The organism is Rhodococcus sp. ZPP (assembly GCF_017656075.1).
Taxonomy (GTDB): domain Bacteria; phylum Actinomycetota; class Actinomycetes; order Mycobacteriales; family Mycobacteriaceae; genus Rhodococcus_F; species Rhodococcus_F oxybenzonivorans.
Genome location: NZ_CP058641.1, coordinates 108,528 through 126,556 on the forward strand (window position 1 = coordinate 108,528; position 18,029 = coordinate 126,556).

13 protein-coding genes and 8 pseudogenes are annotated in these 18,029 nt (G+C 64.7%); 11 read left to right on the plus strand and 10 right to left on the minus strand.

The window, feature by feature from the left end:
* Window positions 1–166: 166 nt before the first annotated feature.
* A pseudogene (locus HYG77_RS37200) lies at window positions 167–754 on the minus strand (metalloregulator ArsR/SmtB family transcription factor); the annotation flags it as partial.
* Window positions 755–901: 147 nt separating this feature from the next.
* Window positions 902–2,086 (minus strand): IS630 family transposase, encoded by a 1,185-nt coding sequence (locus HYG77_RS37205; protein WP_236603691.1) that lies wholly within the window; start codon window positions 2,084–2,086, stop codon window positions 902–904.
* A gap of 92 nt (window positions 2,087–2,178) precedes the next feature.
* On the opposite strand from HYG77_RS37205, the gene HYG77_RS37210 reads away from it, so the two are divergent.
* Window positions 2,179–2,511, plus strand: a complete 333-nt coding sequence (locus tag HYG77_RS37210) for a hypothetical protein (protein WP_159929250.1) — start codon at window positions 2,179–2,181, stop codon at window positions 2,509–2,511.
* 40 nt (window positions 2,512–2,551) lie between these two features.
* Here HYG77_RS37210 and HYG77_RS37215 read toward each other — a convergent pair.
* A protein-coding gene (locus HYG77_RS37215) for an IS5 family transposase (protein ID WP_201453711.1) occupies window positions 2,552–3,360 on the minus strand; the annotation gives its coding sequence in 2 pieces (ribosomal slippage) (window positions 2,552–3,018 and window positions 3,018–3,360; 810 coding nt in all).
* A 105-nt stretch (window positions 3,361–3,465) separates the two neighbouring features.
* Between HYG77_RS37215 and HYG77_RS37220 the strand changes: the two genes are divergently transcribed.
* Together HYG77_RS37220 and HYG77_RS37225 are read left to right on the plus strand one after the other, a co-directional pair.
* The gene (locus HYG77_RS37220; protein WP_208964459.1) at window positions 3,466–4,374 is read left to right on the plus strand and encodes an IS5 family transposase; all 909 of its coding nucleotides are present in this window, start codon (window positions 3,466–3,468) and stop codon (window positions 4,372–4,374) included.
* Between the two features lie 199 nt (window positions 4,375–4,573).
* Window positions 4,574–5,787, plus strand: a pseudogene (locus HYG77_RS37225) (IS4 family transposase).
* Here the strand turns inward: HYG77_RS37225 and HYG77_RS37230 are convergent.
* Complete coding sequence (locus tag HYG77_RS37230) at window positions 5,782–6,348, minus strand: transposase (protein WP_244461587.1); 567 nt, start codon at window positions 6,346–6,348, stop codon at window positions 5,782–5,784. The pseudogene HYG77_RS37225 and the gene HYG77_RS37230 overlap by 6 nt on opposite strands.
* A gap of 14 nt (window positions 6,349–6,362) precedes the next feature.
* Between HYG77_RS37230 and HYG77_RS40415 the strand changes: the two genes are divergently transcribed.
* Both HYG77_RS40415 and HYG77_RS40420 read left to right on the plus strand, forming a co-directional pair.
* Window positions 6,363–6,632: a hypothetical protein gene (locus HYG77_RS40415; protein ID WP_244461588.1), complete on the plus strand. Its 270-nt coding sequence runs from the start codon at window positions 6,363–6,365 to the stop codon at window positions 6,630–6,632.
* 144 nt (window positions 6,633–6,776) lie between these two features.
* Entirely contained in the window at window positions 6,777–7,004 is a 228-nt protein-coding gene (locus HYG77_RS40420) for a hypothetical protein (RefSeq protein ID WP_244461584.1), read from the plus strand.
* Window positions 7,005–7,418: 414 nt separating this feature from the next.
* On the opposite strand, the pseudogene HYG77_RS37240 reads toward HYG77_RS40420, so the two are convergent.
* Window positions 7,419–7,628, minus strand: a pseudogene (locus HYG77_RS37240) (transposase); the annotation flags it as partial.
* 122 nt (window positions 7,629–7,750) lie between these two features.
* Between HYG77_RS37240 and HYG77_RS37245 the strand changes: the two are divergent.
* A pseudogene (locus HYG77_RS37245) lies at window positions 7,751–8,548 on the plus strand (site-specific integrase); the annotation flags it as partial.
* Window positions 8,549–8,555: 7 nt separating this feature from the next.
* On the opposite strand, the gene HYG77_RS37250 reads toward HYG77_RS37245, so the two are convergent.
* A complete protein-coding gene (locus tag HYG77_RS37250) occupies window positions 8,556–9,905 on the minus strand; it encodes an IS30 family transposase (protein WP_236603727.1) in 1,350 nt (449 codons plus the stop codon).
* 128 nt (window positions 9,906–10,033) lie between these two features.
* Here HYG77_RS37250 and HYG77_RS37255 point away from each other — a divergent pair.
* A pseudogene (locus HYG77_RS37255) lies at window positions 10,034–10,324 on the plus strand (integrase core domain-containing protein); the annotation flags it as partial.
* On the opposite strand, the gene HYG77_RS40850 reads toward HYG77_RS37255, so the two are convergent.
* The gene (locus tag HYG77_RS40850) at window positions 10,267–10,503 is read right to left on the minus strand and encodes a hypothetical protein (RefSeq protein WP_054248221.1); all 237 of its coding nucleotides are present in this window, start codon (window positions 10,501–10,503) and stop codon (window positions 10,267–10,269) included. The pseudogene HYG77_RS37255 and the gene HYG77_RS40850 overlap by 58 nt on opposite strands.
* Here HYG77_RS40850 and HYG77_RS40855 point away from each other — a divergent pair.
* Window positions 10,405–10,629 (plus strand): annotated as a pseudogene (locus HYG77_RS40855) (protein kinase); the annotation flags it as partial. The gene HYG77_RS40850 and the pseudogene HYG77_RS40855 overlap by 99 nt on opposite strands.
* Before the next feature lie 249 nt (window positions 10,630–10,878).
* Here the strand turns inward: HYG77_RS40855 and HYG77_RS40860 are convergent.
* On the minus strand, window positions 10,879–11,316 hold the full coding sequence (locus tag HYG77_RS40860) for a hypothetical protein (protein WP_280123347.1): 438 nt from the start codon (window positions 11,314–11,316) through the stop codon (window positions 10,879–10,881).
* Between the two features lie 497 nt (window positions 11,317–11,813).
* Between HYG77_RS40860 and HYG77_RS37265 the strand changes: the two genes are divergently transcribed.
* A complete protein-coding gene (locus HYG77_RS37265) occupies window positions 11,814–12,161 on the plus strand; it encodes a hypothetical protein (protein ID WP_054248219.1) in 348 nt (115 codons plus the stop codon).
* A 272-nt stretch (window positions 12,162–12,433) separates the two neighbouring features.
* On the opposite strand, the pseudogene HYG77_RS37270 reads toward HYG77_RS37265, so the two are convergent.
* Window positions 12,434–13,657, minus strand: a pseudogene (locus HYG77_RS37270) (IS3 family transposase).
* Between the two features lie 573 nt (window positions 13,658–14,230).
* Here HYG77_RS37270 and ltrA point away from each other — a divergent pair.
* A complete protein-coding gene (ltrA, locus tag HYG77_RS37275; RefSeq protein ID WP_054248216.1) occupies window positions 14,231–16,009 on the plus strand; it encodes a group II intron reverse transcriptase/maturase in 1,779 nt (592 codons plus the stop codon).
* Window positions 16,010–16,115: 106 nt separating this feature from the next.
* Window positions 16,116–16,701: pseudogene (locus HYG77_RS37280) on the plus strand (IS1380 family transposase); the annotation flags it as partial.
* A 418-nt stretch (window positions 16,702–17,119) separates the two neighbouring features.
* Here the strand turns inward: HYG77_RS37280 and HYG77_RS37285 are convergent.
* Complete coding sequence (locus tag HYG77_RS37285) at window positions 17,120–17,797, minus strand: PAS and ANTAR domain-containing protein (protein ID WP_082359860.1); 678 nt, start codon at window positions 17,795–17,797, stop codon at window positions 17,120–17,122.
* Window positions 17,798–18,029 lie beyond the last annotated feature (232 nt).

Sequence of the window (18,029 nt, forward strand, 5' to 3'; positions counted from 1 at the left end):
CACCGCTGACCGGCTGTCTCGACAATCTCGCAGACCGGTGCCGGAAGAGCCCGATCGTGCTGTCTCGGCCAGCTCCTCCATGTCGGCGAGATAGCCGTGTCCCTCGGCAACCTCCATCGACGACAGCTCACACTCGACTGACGGTTGGCGGGGAAACTTGTGATTCTCACGTCGCGACCGGCAGATCGGCCAGACGCCACTCGAGCATGCCGTCGGCCAGCCGCGCAGCCTCCCGGCCGTGGTCGGTCAGGAGCCGGACCGCGTCGTGGGCGAGCACGCAGTAGGCGCCGCGGCAATAGGCGACGATCTCCTGATCTGCAGGTAGGTCGGCCAGGTGATCGGCCAATTCGTCCAACGGAATCGACACGGCGCCGGGGATGTGCCCGGCCTGGTATTCCTCGCGGGGACGCACGTCGAGGACCGTCACCTTCCCGGACCGGGCCCGCTCGAGTAGTTGGTCCTTGCTGACGTGTTCCGCGTCGGCGGGGCCGAGGTAGGCGGTGCGGGCGGCCTCGACATCGGGTAGGTGTTCGTTGGCGACCGTGCGGACCAGCGCGAACAGCTGCGCCACATCCGCACCGGCGAGCCGGTAGAACACCTTCGTGCCCTCGCGGCGGGTGGCCACCAGATTGGCCTGCTTGAGGGTCTGCAGATGCGCGGACGCCGTGGTCAACCCCAGCCCGGCCGCGCGGGCGAGCGCGTCGACGGTGCGCTCACCCTGGGCGAGCAGATCCAGCAGCTCGAGCCGCTTACCCTGAATCCACCGATGGTTTGAGGTGGTGGGTGGGTCGTAACGGCGAGATGCCCTTACGTTTTGGAAAGATTGGGCTTGTCTAAGGTCCGATCCTCCCCCTAAACGAAGGGCATCTCTAAGTGGTTCCGCCCATAAGTTCGTTGAGGGTCATGCGGCACGGGCTTGAGCGGTTGTTTTGTCGGGCTGATCATGGTCGCGTTCTTGGCGGTCGAGCCTGGCGAGCAGGTCGGCGAGGTCGGTGGTGGTGAACTTCCATTTGAACGGTTGGGCAGCCCGGTTGTAGTGGGTCTCGAAGGCCGCCAGTCGTGCGGCGACTTCGTCGGTATCAGTAAAGTCGTTGGGCAAGATGATTTTTCGTTGAACGATGGAGAAGAAGATCTCGACCTGGTTCAACCACGACGCGTGGACGGGTGTGTGGACCATGATCGCGTTGGGAAACTGTTCGGCAAGCCGGTCGCCCGACTTCTGCCCGCGGTGCGAGGAGCCGTTGTCCACAATCCAGAACACCCGCTCCGCCGACGCGTAGGGCTCATGGGTCATGACCTGCTCGACGAGACGGGCGAACGGAACGATGCCGGTGGTGTCCTCGCACCGGCCGAAGACTTTCGCCCGGTGCACGTCGTAGGCAGCCAGGTAGGCGACCGCCCCGCGCCGCTTGTAGGTGTGATTGACCCGCATCGTCCGGGATCGGCCGGGTGGGAGTGTGGGGTGACAGCGGCAGCGGGCCTGGATGGACGTCTTCTCGTCAGAGGAGATCACATAATCGTGCTCGCCCAACGGTTCCCCATCCCACACCCGGGCATACAGGTCGAGCACACGGCTAGTTTTGGCGGTGAAGTTCGGATCGGAGATGAAGATCCACGACTGATGCTGCCAGGGCTTGAGGGCGTCTTGGGAGAGCCACCTTCGAATCGTGGCCTGCGAGATCGACGCACAGATCCCGTCGGTGACGGCGTGGCGGGCCAGTTCCGGACACGACCAACGCGCGAGTGGCACCCCACACTCCTTCGGGGGTGTGCAGGCGATCGCCTTGACCCGCGTGACCTGCACCGGGGTGAACTTCGGTGGCCGACCCGACCGTTTCGCGTCTCCCAACGACGCCACGCCCGGTGCGGCGTTCCATCGGCCCCGCCACTTGCGGACGGTCTCCACACTCACGCGTAACGCCCGGGCGATCGCGGCACTCGGGCACCGATCCGCAGCCCACAACACGATGGTGGCGCGCAGCACAAGACGCTGTTCGGTGCGCCCGGCTCGAAGCAAACGATTCAACTCGCAGCGCTGGGATCCGGTCACCCTGACCGGATCCCACTGATCAAAGGCAATGCTCATACCCCAAACCGAAGTTCCCAATAGTCACTTCAGTCTCGAGTTTCACCCAGCGGACTGGCTCGCGACGCGCCGGTCGGGCAGGATCAGTGATCATGGCCACGCCTCCGCAGTCCACGAAGACGTCGCTGCAACAGCGCCTGTCCCAACGCGCACGCGAACGCTGGCCACAGCTGACCGGTGTCGGAGTTCGGTTCCGTGGCCAGTTCGCCTATGTCACCGGTGAACTCGTCGACGGCGATAGCCAGCCATTGATGCGACTACGCTACGGCGGGTCCGCCTCCCAATGGGGCTTCGCGGCCTACCTTGCGAGCAAGGACGGATACGAGGACTCGATCCTGCCCAACGGCCACACCGCCGGACTCCCAGAAGACGCCCTCGACACCGTCTGTGGTCTCTACCTCAACGACCCGACGGCCTGGACCTGAACCCCAACGAACTTATGGGCGGAACCACTAAGAGCGTGTCTCATATGGAGAGTTTCTTGAAGCAGGTGAGTGCGGCGGCGAGGTGGAGGAATCCGGCGAAGTGCTCCCCGTGGCGTTCGTAGCGGATGGTCAGGCGTCGGTAACCGGTGAACCAGGCGATAGTGCGTTCGACCTTCCACCGATACCTGCCGAGCCGGTCATTCTTATCGATGCCACGTCGGGCGATGCGCGGAACGATGTCCTGCTGGCGCAGCCACCGACGGTGCTTGTCGTAGTCATAGCCCTTGTCGGCCCGCAGTTTGCCGGGTTTGCGGCGGCGCGGACCACGCCTGGATTTCACCGCCGGAATCGCGCTGACCATCGGTTGCAGCAGGGTGCTGTCGTGGGTGTTCGCTCCGGCAACATCGACCACCAGCGGGATCCCGTTCGAGTCGGATAGGACGTGAATCTTTGAGCCCTTCTTGCCCCGATCGACCGGGCTCGGCCCGGTCAGCGAGCCCCCCTTTTCGCCCGGACGCTCGCCGCATCCAGGATCGCTGCCGACCAGTCCAGTTCGCCGGCCCCACCGAGTCGGTCGAGCACCTCACCATGCAGTCTCTCGAAAACCCCCGCCGCCACCCACGTAGTGAACCGGCGGTGCGCGGTGGGAACGGTGACCCCGAACGACGGCGGAAGATGGCGCCACGCACATCCACTGGTCAGCACGTACACGATCGCGGTGAACACCGCCCGGTCATCCACCGGGGCGCTGCCACCTCCCTGCGGGCGAGAGACGAAGCGCGGAATCAACGGTTCGACGATCTCCCACAACGCATCCGGCACCAACCGCAGAGACAACTCATCTACCACGAGTCACATAATGCACCACAAGTCACTTCATCCACATGAGACACGCTCTAAGCACTAGGGCGTGTCTCCCAATGATTTGGGGTGTTGTGCTGCAGACTCTTCGCTGTGGCAGACGTTGTTAATCGGTTTGAGGTGTTGACGGACAAGCAGTGGGAGTTGCTTGCGCTGCTGTTGCCCAGTTCGGATGGGCTGCGGGGGCGGAAGTTCCAGAACAGCCGGCTCGTGGTGGAGGGGATGCTCTACCGGCTGCGTACCGGGCTCCCGTGGCGGGATCTACCTGCGCATTTCGGCCCCTGGAAGACGGTGTGGAAACGGCACCGACGCTACGCCGGGGATGGAACGTGGGATCGGGTACTCATAGCCCTGGCGGCGATGGCCGATGCCGGTGGCGATCTGGATTGGGCGGTGTCGGTGGATTCCACCGTGGTGCGGGTGCACCAGCACGGCGCCAACGCCGCGCGTGACACAGGGGATCTACCGAATTACACGAATCTGCTTGACGAACCGGTCGATCACGGCATCGGCCGGTCCCGCGGCGGGCTGACCTGCAAAGTCCACCTGGCGTGCGATGGCGACGGACGTCCCTTGTCGGTGCTGGTGGGTCCTGGCCAGGCAGGCGACAGCCCGATGTTCGGCCCGCTCCTGGAGGGCATCTGCGTGCCGCGCATCGGTGGCGGCGCACCCCGCACGCGCCCGGACGAGGTCCGTGCCGACAAGGCGTACACATCCAAGGCCAATCGAGAACTGCTACGCAGCAAGGGCATCAAGGCGGTCATTCCCGAGAAGTCCGATCAGGTGGCCAACCGCAAGAACAAGGGCAGCGCGGGCGGTCGGCCACCGAACTTCGATGCCGAGTCGTACAAGGGCCGCAACGTGGTGGAAAGGGCCTTCAACAAGGCAAAACAGTGGCGAGCGGTGGCAACCCGGTATGACAAGCTTGCGCTGACTTACCGGGCTGGATTCCTTCTCGCCGGCATCGTCGAATGGCTCAAACTATTGGGAGACATGCCCTAGATCGAATCCCGGGTGTGGCTGAAGATGGCCGGGCCCGCAGGTCGGTCTTCGACATCCGAAACGACTGCTCGACCTTCCACAAATCGTGATACTTATCGATTACCTCATGCGGATTCATCATGCTCACAGGAAGATTGGTGACGTAGCCCTTCTTAGCCCCAATACCGTTCAGTTAGTGGTGTTTGCGATACGATGAGGTGTGCCTCGGAGTGGATGGGTGAAGCCGGTCTCGGATCGGCGGTTGTCGGATGTGGTGTCGGTGGGGTTGTTGACCAGGGTATTTCCCGCGTCCCTGGTCGATGAGGTGATCGCGGAATGCGGGCGGACCGAGCAGCGCAGTAGGTCGTTGACCGCTCGCGTGACGGCGTATTTCTCGATCGGGATGGCATTGAATTCACAAGGCTCCTACGAGGAGGTCTTCGATCAGCTCACCGACGGTTTGTCGTGGGCGTCGGGATGGTCCCAGTCCTGGTCGCCGCCGACGAAATCGGCGATCTTCCAGGCTCGTTCACGTCTGGGATACGAACCGGTGCGGGAGTTGTTCCGCCGTGTCGCCCGACCTCTCGCCGACACGGATACACCCGGATCCTGGCTCGCCGGGCGCCGGTTGGTGGCCCTCGACGGGACCTGCCTCGACCTGCCCGACACCCCGGCCAACGCCGAGCATTTCGGGCGGCCCGCATCGAGCCGCGGCGAGAAGTCCGCGTTCCCGCAGGCACGGTTGGTGGCCCTCGCCGAATGCGGCACACACACGCGGTATTCGACGCCGGGATCGGACCGTGCCGCACCTCCGAGCGGGAGCTCGCCCACGAGCTGATGGACACCCTCGAACCCGGGATGCTGCTGCTCGCCGACCGCGGCCTCTACGGATTCGACATGTGGACCCGAGCCGCAGCCACCGGCGCCGACCTGCTGTGGAGGGTCAAATCGACCCTCTCACCTCGACACCTCGAGACCCTCGACGACGGATCCTGGCTGGCACAGATCATCCCCACCTCCGGAAAGAATCGGCAGCAGCGAACACCGCGCACGGTGCGCGTAATCGACTACACCCTCGACGACGGGCGGGGGAACCCCGAGCAGTATCGGCTGCTGACCACGATCCTCGACCCCGCCGACGCACCTGCAGAAGAGTTGGCGCTGGCCTACGCCCAGCGCTGGGAAATCGAGAACACCTTCGACGAACTCAAGACCCACCAGCGCGGACCACGCGCCGTGCTGCGGTCGAAATCCCCACCGCTGGTCGAGCAGGAAATCTGGGGGCACCTGTGCTGCCACTACGCCATCCGCACCCTGATGCGCGACGCCGCAACCGCCGGCAGTCACGACCCCGACCGGATCTCCTTCATCGCCGCCCTGCGGATCACCCGACGATCCCTGTCCCACAGCTCTTTTTCGGCTCTCCTGTCATGAATGTGGATGGGTTGCCGTGTGATATGGGAGGGTGAGGGTGACGGGTCCGCAGGCGAGCAGGATCAGCGCGAGGGCGTTCTCGGCGGTGTGGAATCCGTAGGCCCGGCGGATTATCAGCCGGACCTTGTTGTTCAGGCCCTCATGGCGTCCGTTTGCAAGTCTGCGGGCGATGGCCGCGAGGATGCCGTCGAGGTGCTTCCGGATGGTTTTGCCCACCTTGACGAACTGCGGTATGCGGCAACGCTGCGCCCACGAACACCAACGGCCGAGCATCGCGATCGTCTCCTCGTCGCCGAGATCGCCCGCGAAGACCGCGCGCAGGGCTTCCTTGAGTTCGTAGGCCCGTCCCAGTGCGCCGCCGTCGCGTTTGAGTGCCTCGAGCGTCGAAGCCTGTTTATCGGTGAGGTTTTCGGGATTCTTGAGCAGCGCCCACCGGGCGCCCCGGTACGTCTTCGCGATCTGCTTGTCCGACAGGGTGCGGGCGAGCTGCCACGCCTGGCGGCGCACGTCGTCGAGGGCGTCGGTCGCGAGTTTGACGACGTGGAACGGGTCGAAACAGATCGTCGCCTGCGGGCGTGCTCGCGTACCGCCTTGACGTAGGCCGGTCCGAGGTCCATCGACACCGCCTCGATCCGCTGCGCCGCGCCCTCGGGCAGGGTGTCGGTGAAGAAGGTGCCGAGCGCGGCGGCGTTCTTGCCCTCGGTGCCCCAGACGATCTTGCCGGACTCGTGGTCGGAGACGAGGGTGAGGTACTTGTGGTGCCGGCGCCACGAAATCTCGTCCACCCCGATGTCGACCAGATTCGTGAACCGGTCCGGGGCAAGTTTGTCGGCGACCACCCGTGAACACATGGCCCCGACGGTGCGCCAGGTGACCCGGCAGAACACCGACACCGTGGACTTGTCGGTCCTGGTGGCCAGCCACACCGCGAGGTCCTCGAAGTCGGTCGTGAACCCGGAGCCGGGGCGGGCGAAGTCGACCGCCTCGGCGTGTACACCGTGCTCGGGGCACCGCAACCGCCGACGCCGCAGGGTGAGCACACACACCCGTCCGCCCAGGTCAAGATGCCGCCACGACGAGTCGACGTCCCGGGTGTCGTAGCGGTGCACGGTCGTGAAGGAGCAGTACGGGCACCGCATCCGGCGGCGTTGGGGACGCACCCTCACCACCACCCGCTCGTCGAGGATCTCGACGTCGCGGACGGTGGCCCTCGGTAGGCACAGCGGCCTGTTGAGTAGGGTTGAGGCGCGCACGGGCAAGCTCCTTTGGGCCGGTTGTGTAGGAACTTTCGACCCTACGGGCGGCCCGTGCGCCCACCCCCACACCACCTGCCTTACCACATGCAGGGCCACCCACATTCAGAGCAAGAGAGCCTCTTTTTCCCCCTCATAACCACCACGCCGCCACCCGATTGTGGAACAGGGCATCGCCAAACTCCTGCGCCGCATCAACCCTGTACGCCGACACCGCGCCAACCCCCGGGTCGTCAAACGCGAAGTCCTCAAATGGGCAGCCAAACGCGGACACCACCAACACCATCCACAACCCACCCAGTTACCAATATGCACCATACTTAGTTGCTAACTGAACGGGGGTCTGTCCAGATAACGGTGTAACTGGTTGATTTCTAGCTACTTCCGTCCGGCGGACAGGCGTCCGTCGAAGGTGATCTCGAAGGCGTTCAGTGCCGCCTTCCAGCGGTTGGACCAGCGCTGGCGGGCGGTGCCTTTGGGGTCGAGGCTCATGATGGCCAGGTACACACACTTCAGGGCCGCGGCCTCCGTCGGGAAGTGGCCGCGGGCCTTCACGGCCCTGCGAATTCGGGCGTTGACGCTCTCAATGGTTATCTCTAGTGATGCGGGCTTCGTCTTCGATGTCTTCCACGGTGTCTGTGATGGTCGGTTCTTGCGTGCTGGACGTGGTTATCTTCAGCGGTCCATGAAGCAGAACCTGGGGAGTTGGAGTGCTTGTCACACGGGTGGTTTCACCGGTCTCGTCGCGTGAGTCGTGGACCGTTCTCGGAGATGATGATGCGCCGGTGGTACCAGTGGATCGGTATCTGGCCTATCTGACCGATATCGAGCGGTCACCGAACACGGTCAAGGCGTATGCGCATGACCTGAAGGATTGGTTCGAGTTCCTGTCCAGGGGCGGCCTGGACTGGACGAAGGTAGGTCTCGAGGACGTCGGAGCGTTCGTTGCGTGGCTGCGGCTGCCGACGGCAGCACGCTCGGGCTTGGTCAGCGTGCTGCCTTCGGTGGAGCACCACTGCAGCGAAGCGACGGTGAACCGGAAGCTGTCGGCGTTGGCGGCGTTCTATGTCCACGCTGCACGCGCCGGCGTCGATGTCGCAGGTCTACTGACGACATGGGAGGCCGGCGGGTCGCGGGGTGGATGGAAACCGTTCCTCCATCACGTCAGCAAGCACGAGCTGCGGCCGCGGCGTGCAGTGGGTATGAAAGCGGCGAAGAAGATCCCGCGGATCCTCGCTCCGGACGAGGTGCAGGCGTTGCTGGATGCGTGCGAACGTCTGCGGGATCGGTTCCTGCTGGCGGTGTTGTATGACAGCGGGATGCGAATCGGGAAGGCCTTGGGGTTGCGGCACAGCGATATTGCCGCCTCCGACCGTGCGATCACGGTACGACGCCGCGACAACGCAAACCGGGCCCGCGCAAAGTCGGTTCATGCGCGGACGGTCCCGGTCGCGGCGGAGTTGGTGCGGTTGTATGCCGACTACCTGCACACCGAGTACGGCAACTTGGGCGGATTCAATCGGTCGTCGCAACACCTGTCTGTTGCAGTGAGCGTAGCTGCTCGGCGAAGACCTCGGCCGGGGTTCGCCAGTCGTGGATCTTGCGGGGCCGGTTGTTGATCGCCACGGCGACGGCTTGGAGGTCCTCGGCGGACCACCTGGCCAGATCGGTGCCCTTCGGGAAGTACTGGCGCAAAAGGCCGTTCGTGTTCTCGTTCGTCGGTCGTTGCCAGGGCGAGTGCGGGTCGGCGAAGAACACTCTCGTGCCGGTATCGAGAGCGAACTGGGTATGACCGGAGAGTTCCTTCCCGCGGTCCCAGGTGAGGGTCTTGCGGAGCTGCTCGGGGAGCGTGGTCATCGATGTCGTCAGCGCGGCGTTCATCGCGACGGCGCCATAGCCGCCGAGGGAAGGACCGTTCTTCACGGGTGGCTTGTCGCCCCAGCCGTCCAGCCGAGGCAGGTGCAGGAGGATCGTGGATCGGCTGCTGCGCTCGACGAGCGTGCCAATCGCGGACCGGCCGGTCCCGATGATCAAGTCGCCTTCCCAGGGCCCCGGGACGGCGCGATCGGCGGCTTCGGCGGGGCGTTCGCTGATCACGACGTCCTCGGTGACATGCCCTTGCGGCTTGTTCTGCGACCGCGCTCGGGGAACCCGCAGCGCCCGCCCGGTGCGCAGGCACGCGACCAGCTCCCGTTTGAGCGCGCCACGGCCCTCGATGAACAACGATTGGTAGATCGCCTCGTGGCTGATGCGCATGGACTCATCATCGGGGAAGTCGATCCTGAGCCGGTGCGAGATCTGTTCCGGGCTCCACGCCGTCGCCCATCGCCTGTCCTGTCGATGCGGCTTGTTGAGCCCCTTCCACGCGGGCGTCTGCGGCCCACGGACGATCGTGCCGTCGGGTCGGCGGACGCTGCCGGAGAGCCGCTCCTGCACGTACTTACGCAACCTGTCGTTGCCCACGAGCTTCGCCGTCTTCGGCCGCTTCGCGGCCTGTTGCGCTTTCCACTGCGCCACCAGTGCCCGGTAGACCAGCTTGCCGCCCCGGGTCGCCGCGTTGCGGCGCAGTTCGCGTGAGATCGTCCCCGGGGCGCGTCCGATCCTGCGGGCGATCTCGCGCACGCCAACATCCTGGGCGCGCAACAGCGCGATCTCCTCACGCTCGGCGAACGACAGGTAGCGGCCCGTGGGCTCGTCCAGGCTGATCGGTGGCATGCCGCCAGCGTGACGGAACCAACGGCACCCGACCGGCCATGACACGCCGACGGCCTCCGCGGCCTCGACCGTCGTCACTCCCGATGCGATCCGCCGCCAGAAGTCCCGCTGCACCGCACGAGAGGGCTCCGGCCGGCCCGGTGAACGCATCGGAGGTCGCAATGCCCTGTCCGCCGCCCACTGCCGCCTGGCACCCACCGGCGGGCCAGACATCTGCTTGTTGCTGTATCCCATCGCACACCTCCGTGATCGAGGTGTTGCATCGACCGGTTGAGCCCGCCCAGTATGCATCAGCGGAATTCGCCGACCTCTGCTGCGAGCTGGGGGTGACCAGATCGCGGGGTGCGGTCGGGACGGCGGCGGACAACGCGGCGGCCGAGTCGCTGAACGCGACGTTGAAGCGAGAGACGCTGCAGGGTCGGAAGCGCTGGAACAGCGCGGGCGAGGCGCGTGCCGCTGTCTTCCGCTGGATCACGCGCTACAACACCAGAAGGAGGCACTCCACCCTCGGTCAGATCTGTCCGGTCGAGTTCGAGCAGCGATCGGCTACGCTGGCCACCGCCGCATAGGAACTGGTGTCCACACCTCGGGGGAACGCCCCGACTTCGATGAACAGAACCGTCAACGCCTTCTTCAGGAGGGCAGGGCGATGGCCCGGCTCACCGGGCACCCCGACATCGTCGGAGCCCTGCAGGTCGGAGTCACCGAGCACGATCGATTGTTCGTTGTGATGGAGTACCACCGGCACGGGTCATTGGACGAGCACATCCGCCGAGTCGGTCCGTTACCGCTCGAAGACGCACTTCGTCTCGGCACCGAACTCGCCGGGGCACTTGAAACCGCACATCGGCTCGGTATCGTGCACCGTGATGTGAATCCTGCGAACATCTTGTTCGACGACTACGGAGAACCGCGGTTGACGGACTTCGGGTATCGCCCACATCGCTGGGGGTTTCGAGACCGCCACAGGGGTGGTCACTGGTTCACCTGCGTTTACGGCTCCAGAAGTGCTCTCCGGACGTTCTCCGAGCCCGGCATCGGACATCTACAGTTTGGGTGCGACCTTAGTTCTGCGCGATCACCGGACACTGCCGCGCGTTCGAACGCCGCCAGGGTCAACCAGTTAGTGGCGCAGTTCCTGCGGATTACGACCGGACCCGTCCCGGACCTGCGTGAGAACGGTGTGGCCGGGGATGTGGCCGCGGTCATCGAACAGGCCATGGCCTCGGGTCCAGAAAACCGCCAACTGACGGCCGCGGAACTGAGCGAGGACCTGCGCACCGTGCAGCGCCGACACGGTTCTGCTGTCGATGACATGGCCGTGCAGGGCGACGAAGCACGCCGGGTGCACTCGTGCGGTCGCGTTCCGGACGAGGACGCGATGTTGATTCGGCCCACAAGATGCCAGAGGAATCTGCCCCCCCGAATTGACCAGCTTCATCGGCCGCCGGACCGAGTTGGCGGAGACGGTAAAACTGCTGCGGTCGTCTCGGCTGGTGACGCTGACGGGGATCGGTGGGGTCGGCAAGACCCGTCTGGCGCTTCGTGCGGCCGCGACCACGGCCGCATCTTTCCGTGACGGTGTGTGGTTGGTCGAGCTGGGTGATCCGCGGGACGCGGTCCTTCTCACCGAGGTGGTGGCCGCCCCGCTTAGCGTGCGTGAACGCGCACCTCGATCCATCAAGGATTCACTCGTCGAGCATCTCGCGCCCCGACAGGTGCTGCTGGTTCTCGACAATTGCGGGCACCTGCTCGAAGCTGTCGCCGGACTGGCCGAAGAATTGCTGCGCGCATGTCCACACCTGCGGATCCGCGGAACTGTCGTGCGGTTCCGGATGCTCGAAACCATCCGCGAATATGGCCGCGAGAAGGCCCGCCAGAGCGGCGAGTATCTTGCACTACGATCTCGACACAGCAACTGGTACGACCAGGTATGTCGCGCGGTGGAATCGGAATGGATCCGGTCCGGGGCAATTAGACGCGATTGCTCGTCTCGATCGCGAACAGCCCAACATCCGGGAGGCACTCGAGCATTGCCTGATCTCCACCGAAAACCGATTGGTCGAGACGGGGTTGCGCATCGCGACGGCAATGCACCTCTTCTGGAGTATTCACGGCGCCCTCAGCGAGGGCCGCCGATGGCTCGACCGACTACTCGCGCACCAGTCGGCGCAGCCGACAATCATACGAATCAGGGCCCTCTATGCCGACCGTGTCCTCGCAGCACTGCCGGGTGAAGTCGTCGCGGGAACCGAACTGGTCGAAGAAGTTCTCGCTCTGGCCAACCATGTACCGGGCTCCGAGATGAAGACCCTGGTCCTGTTCGCCAGCGGGCGTTTGGCGCTATTTGACGGTGACACCGCCACGGCATGTGCGCACCTAAGCCTGAATCCACCGATGGTTTGAGGTGGTGGGTGGGTCGTAACGGCGAGATGCCCTTACGTTTTGGAAAGATTGGGCTTGTCTAAGGTCCGATCCTCCCCTAAACGAAGGGCATCTCTAGGGTGGTGCGACACGAGGTCGCATGCGTCAAGTGGCGCGTTGATTGGAGGTCGGCGGTGTTGTCGATGACGTAGCCCGGGTTTGTGTTCGATGGCCCGTCCCCACCTTGACGTGCGTCGCTGGTAACGGCGGGGTGCGAAGCTCTGAGGTTGCCCCTTGGGAGTGGACACCGGATTTCATGCGGCGACTGACAGCGTAGACGACGCGATGAGTCGTTGTTCGAACTCCACTGGGGTGAGGTATCCGAGGGCGGAGTGACGGCGACGCCGATTGAAGTACGAGAGCCACTCGAACAGGTCCAGCCGTGCCTGCGACTTCGACGTCCAACTCCGTCCGTGCAGCCACTCCCTCTTGAGCCCTTGGAAGAACGACTCGGCGAGAGCATTATCGTAACTTGACCCGACCCGTCCTCGACTTTGCTGGATCCCATGACGGCGGCATACATCGACGAAAGCTGCTGCGGTATACTGCGATCCGCGGTCGCTGTGGAAGATAACGCCACCGACGTCACCACCACGGGTGCGCACCGCCATCTCGATCGCGTCCGTGACGAGTTCGGTTCGCATATGGTCAGCGATCGACCAGCCCACCACCCGGCGTGAGCAGATGTCGATCACCGTGGCCAAAAACAACCACGAGGATCCCACCGGAATGTAGGTGACGTCCCCACACCACTTCGTATTCATCGCTGTGGCAGCGAAGTCCCGCATCACCAGATCCGGCACCGACGGAGCCGACTTGTCCGCTATCGTCGTGCGCTTGCTGCGGCGCAGGTGCCTGCCCACCACGTGGTGGATCCGCATCAGCTTCGGTCACCCGTTTGCGGTTGATCCTGCTTCCGCGGGACCGTAGTTCAGCATGCACCCGCGGGGCGCCGTAGGCGCTGCGGTGCTCGGCATGGATCGCGCGGATCTCGGCGACGGTCGCGGCTTCCTCCGCCGCGTGCTCGGCACGAGCATCCTCGGTGGCTATGTGCTTGTAGTAGCCGGAACGGGAGGTCCCGAGCATCCGGCACAGCCGCAGCACGGAAGAACTCGGCACGCTGAGCGAAGATGAAGTCCCAGCGGCGGGTCTTCACTTCACCTCCTTGATGCGAAATACGCGGCTGCCCGGCGCAGAATCTCACGTTCGAGCTGCCATTCCTTCTCCGCACCCCGCAGCCGGGCGTTCTCTGCCCGCAGCCGCGCGAGCTCGTCCGACTCGGTCTCCCCACCAGCGGTGCCGCGGACCTCCGGGCGTCCCTCGCGGGCGGTGTCCTTACGGACCCACGTCCGCAGCGTCTCGCCACTGATGCCCAGGTCCGCGGCCACCGCCGCGTACGTGCGTTTACCGTCGGCCGCGCGGTACAGCGCGACCGCATCTTTCCGGAATTCCTCCGGGTACAGAGACTGGCGTCCCACCTCGACATCCCTCCTGGCTCTCCACTGGAACCATTGTCAGGGGTGTCCACTCCAAGGGTGCAGCCTCAGCTCAGGGGTAGAAGCCGAAGCGGTCCTGGATCCATCCCGGGGCGGCAGGTGAGGGGAAGGCCGGACGGGTGAACGTGAGTGAACCGCCGAAACGTCTCGTCAAGATGAGCCTCGGATAGATGGAAGCTTGGGCCGGGGTAAGGGCTCGCCGTTGAGAAGCGGCAGACGGCGACCGGGGGTATCTGACCGGTCGTATGAACACCGTCGCCCCGGGATCGAGGCGGCACCCACCCCGGCCGGGTCTTGCGCATGTGGAACGTGGAAACCCCGCTCTGGTCCGGACTGGTGGTCCGGTGGGCCGACCGTGAGGAAGGTTGAACGCCTGGGCGGGAACAGGATGGCCCAAGAAGCTAATGCCGGTGGCCGAAAGGCGACAGGAAACCGACCCGACTTGATGTCGTCTCCTCCGACGGCGGGGTTCGGATAACTGGCCGGATACGAGTGAACACTCGAACCCGTGGAGGGTGCTGACGTGGGCCAGGTGAGCCTTTGAAAGAGACGACGATGACAACGCCAGAACTTGCGGACAAGTTGGACACCACTTCGGTGAACGGACCACAAGACGTCATGACGAACTGGGATGCGATCTCGTGGCGCTCAGTGGAGCAGGACGTACGGCGGCTGCGGCGGAGGATTTTCAAGGCGTCGCAAGAAGGGGATCTCAAACGGGTCCGCAACTTGCAGAAACTGATGCTGCGAAGCCAGTCGAACACGCTCCACAGTGTGCGGCGGGTGACGCAGCGCAACGCTGGACGCAGGACCGCGGGCATCGATGGAGAAGTCGTATTGACTTCCTCTGCCAGGGCTGAGTTGGCGGTGGATCTGCACCGGCATACTGCGCTGTGGCAGGCCCGACCGGTCAAGCGTGTCTACATTCCGAAGGCGAATGGAAAGCAGCGTCCACTAGGGATTCCCGTGCTTCGTGATCGGGTGCAACAAGCTCGGGTCGCGAATGCGTTGGAGCCGGAGTGGGAAGCGCGGTTCGAACCACGCTCGTATGGGTTCCGGCCCGGGCGTGGCTGTCACGACGCGATCGAGGCGATCTACTGGACGCTCAAAGGACGCAGGTCCAAGCGCCAGTGGGTGCTCGACGCGGACCTGTCGGCAGCGTTCGACCGCATCGATCATGAGCGGCTGCTGGCACATCTGGGAACCTTCCCCGCACGGGGGCTTGTCGCCGGATGGCTGGCTGCTGGAGTGATCGAGCAGGGCCGGTTCACCTCCACCGACGAGGGGACCCCTCAAGGTGGGGTGATCAGCCCGATGCTGCTCAACATTGCGCTGCATGGGATGGAGGAAGCCGCTGGAGTTCACTACACACGTCGCGACCCCCATGGGGCGCACGTGGCAAGAGGAGCTCCGGTGCTGGTGAGATACGCCGACGACTTCGTCATCATGTGTCACACCAAGGGCCAAGCCGAACAGGCCCGGCACCGCTTGGGTGAGTGGTTGGCGCCACGGGGCCTCGAATTCAACGAAGACAAGACACGAATTGTCCACGTCGACGCAGGATTCGACTTCCTAGGGTTCAACGTCCGTCGATACGACGGCAAACTGCTCATCAGACCCAGCGCAGCGGCAGTGAAGCGCATCCGGCATCGGCTCGCCGATGAAGTGCGTTCCCTACGGGGAACCAACTCCGAAGCGGTGATCCGCCGACTGACCCCGATCATCCGGGGTTGGGCTGGCTACTACCGGAGCGTGGTCTCCAAAGAGGTGTTCTCCGCAGTGGATCACTATCTGTGGCAACACCTCTACGGGTGGGCGCTGCGCGCCCACCCGAGAAAGTCGAGGAACTGGGTCGTGGATCGGTACTTCGGCACGTTCAACCCATCCAGAACAGACCGATGGGTGTTCGGCGACCGCGACAGCGGGAAGTACCTACGCCAGTTCGCCTGGACGAAGATCGTCCGCCACAACATGGTCATGGGCACCGCGTCACCTGACGATCCTGCCCTGGACCAGTATTGGGCACGTCGGCGACGAAAGGCATACGCGCAACTCGGTGGTCTCACAGCCTCGCTGCTGCTCCAGCAGCGCGGGCTCTGCCCCGTGTGCGGGACATTCCTTCTGCACGCCGACCACGCTCCACAAAGCCCACAAGAGTGGGAACAGTGGATCAAGGCCATGACGAGAGCGCTACGCGCTACTGCCCTCGTCTTGGGTAACGCCCATGGCGGCGATCGGGCCACACGCCTCACGCATGCCCACTGCCGACATCTCGAGCGACAGGGCAGTGGGGCCAGCGGAATCAGGGGCCAGACGCCCTTGGGGCTTGCTTGAGCCGGATGCGGTGAAAGTCGCACGTCCGGTTCTGAGGGGGCCTCGGCGCCGTAAGGCGTCGGGGCTACCCGACCAACTATCTCATACCCGCCCGGTACGGGCGGCGGTGTTCGATGACCGCAACCTCCTCGCCTCGGCCGGCCTGATTCCGGTGCTGGGGTTGGCCCAGGAAAACCGGCTCGCTGACCTGGCGGACGAGTACGTGTCGGTGCCGACCGACAAGGGCGCCAATGCGGGGCGGAAGGTGACCGCACTGGTCGCGGGCATGGTCGCCGGCGCCGACAGCATCGACGACATGGCACTGCTGCGGCACGGCGCCATGGCCACGGTGTTCGACCGCCCGTACGCGCCGTCGACGCTGGGCTCGTTCCTGCGGTCGTTCACCTTCGGGCATGTCCGCCAACTCGACGCGGTCGCCACCCGATTCCTGCGTGGCCTGGCCGAACGGACACCGCTGGCCGGCGCTCCCGAAGCTCGGGTGGTCGTCGACCTCGACGATACGATCGTGCCGGTGCACGGGCACGGTAAGCAGGGTTCCGGGTACGGGGTATACCGGGGTCCGTGGGTTGAACGCCCTGATCGCCACCGCCACCTACGAGGGGCAGGCTCCGGTGATCGTCGGCCAACGCCTGCGCCGCGGCGCCTGCGGATCGCCCCGCGGGGCGGCGCGGATGGTCACCGACGCCCTCGCCGCCGTCCGGAGTCGGTCACACAGTTGCGCATCGTGTGTCCATGATCCGGCAATTACCCGCGATGTGCGGCGCTGAACCACACGACAAGACGGAGAAAGCGTCAGAAGACGGCACACGCCGCCGGAGTCCACAGGGCAGGCGCCGCACGGCCGCTGTCCCACGACGGACGCCGCCCCCATACGTCGATGTAGTCATTGATCAACGGCGTCCTATCCACCGCTGCATTCCTACCACCTCGCGCCACCGGAATCTTCGCGAACCACTCAGCCGCCACGTCTTTCACCATGGTGTGGCATCGAAAACCTCGCAGGTTGAGATCCGTGTGGTGCGGGCACCCGTGACCGAGGAGCAAGTCCGTTACCGGTGACGGACCGTTCCAGGCACTGCGGGTTGAGGACCCAGCCCGCAGGCCGCCCCCTCACCGACCCGGAATCCGTTCGTGCACAGTAAACAGGACACGCTCGACGCGACGGCGGAACGCGACCGGGGTTTCCGCGTCCGCGGCGAGGTCGCGGACGAGATGCGCGGCGATCGTGCGTACCTTGATATTCGTCTGCTGCGACCGCCAGGTCAGGACATCGAATGCACGCTCGGCCGAAATGCCGTAGGCGACCATCAACACCCCCTTGGCTTGTTCGATGACCGCCCGCGATTTTTCGAGTTCGTCGACGATCTCGTCGACCGATGCCTGAACCTCGGTGTCGTGGGAGTCGGTGACATCGATGTAGAAGCCGGATGTTCCGATCATCTTCCCGCCGGCGTCGAGCATCCGATCACCGACGACGATCACCTGATGGAGCCGGCCCCCGGTATCGATGATCCGGTGCTCGCTGCCGAACGGCTCCTTCTCGCTGATCATCTTCTCGAGCACGGCGGCAACGCGTGGTTCGTCCTCGGGATGCTTGTGTGAGAGCACCAACGCCGTCGTCGGAGTCACCTCCCCCGGCCGATAGCCGTGCATGTGCGCCACCGCATCGGACCACTCCCACCGCTCACCGTCGAGGTAGAACCGAAAGCTCCCCACCCGATGCGGTACCCCGGACCCGAAAATCTGATCCACCGCCCGATCCACCCGCACATCCAGCTCTTCCCGCATCCACCCAGTATGGAACCCACCCAAGCGGCGAGCTGACCGAACGGTCCGTTCGCGATCCACAGCATCGGCGGCCGCAAGGATTCCCAGCACCGTGTGGGATAGTGCGCCGGCCAACGCCCGGCCGCACGAGATCGACCAGCTCACAATCTGATGAGGACCGGTCTACCGGATCTGGTTTCGTCTTCGAGCAACCTGATGGGCAGCTGCCGGTCCTACACGGCCGCCGAGGCGG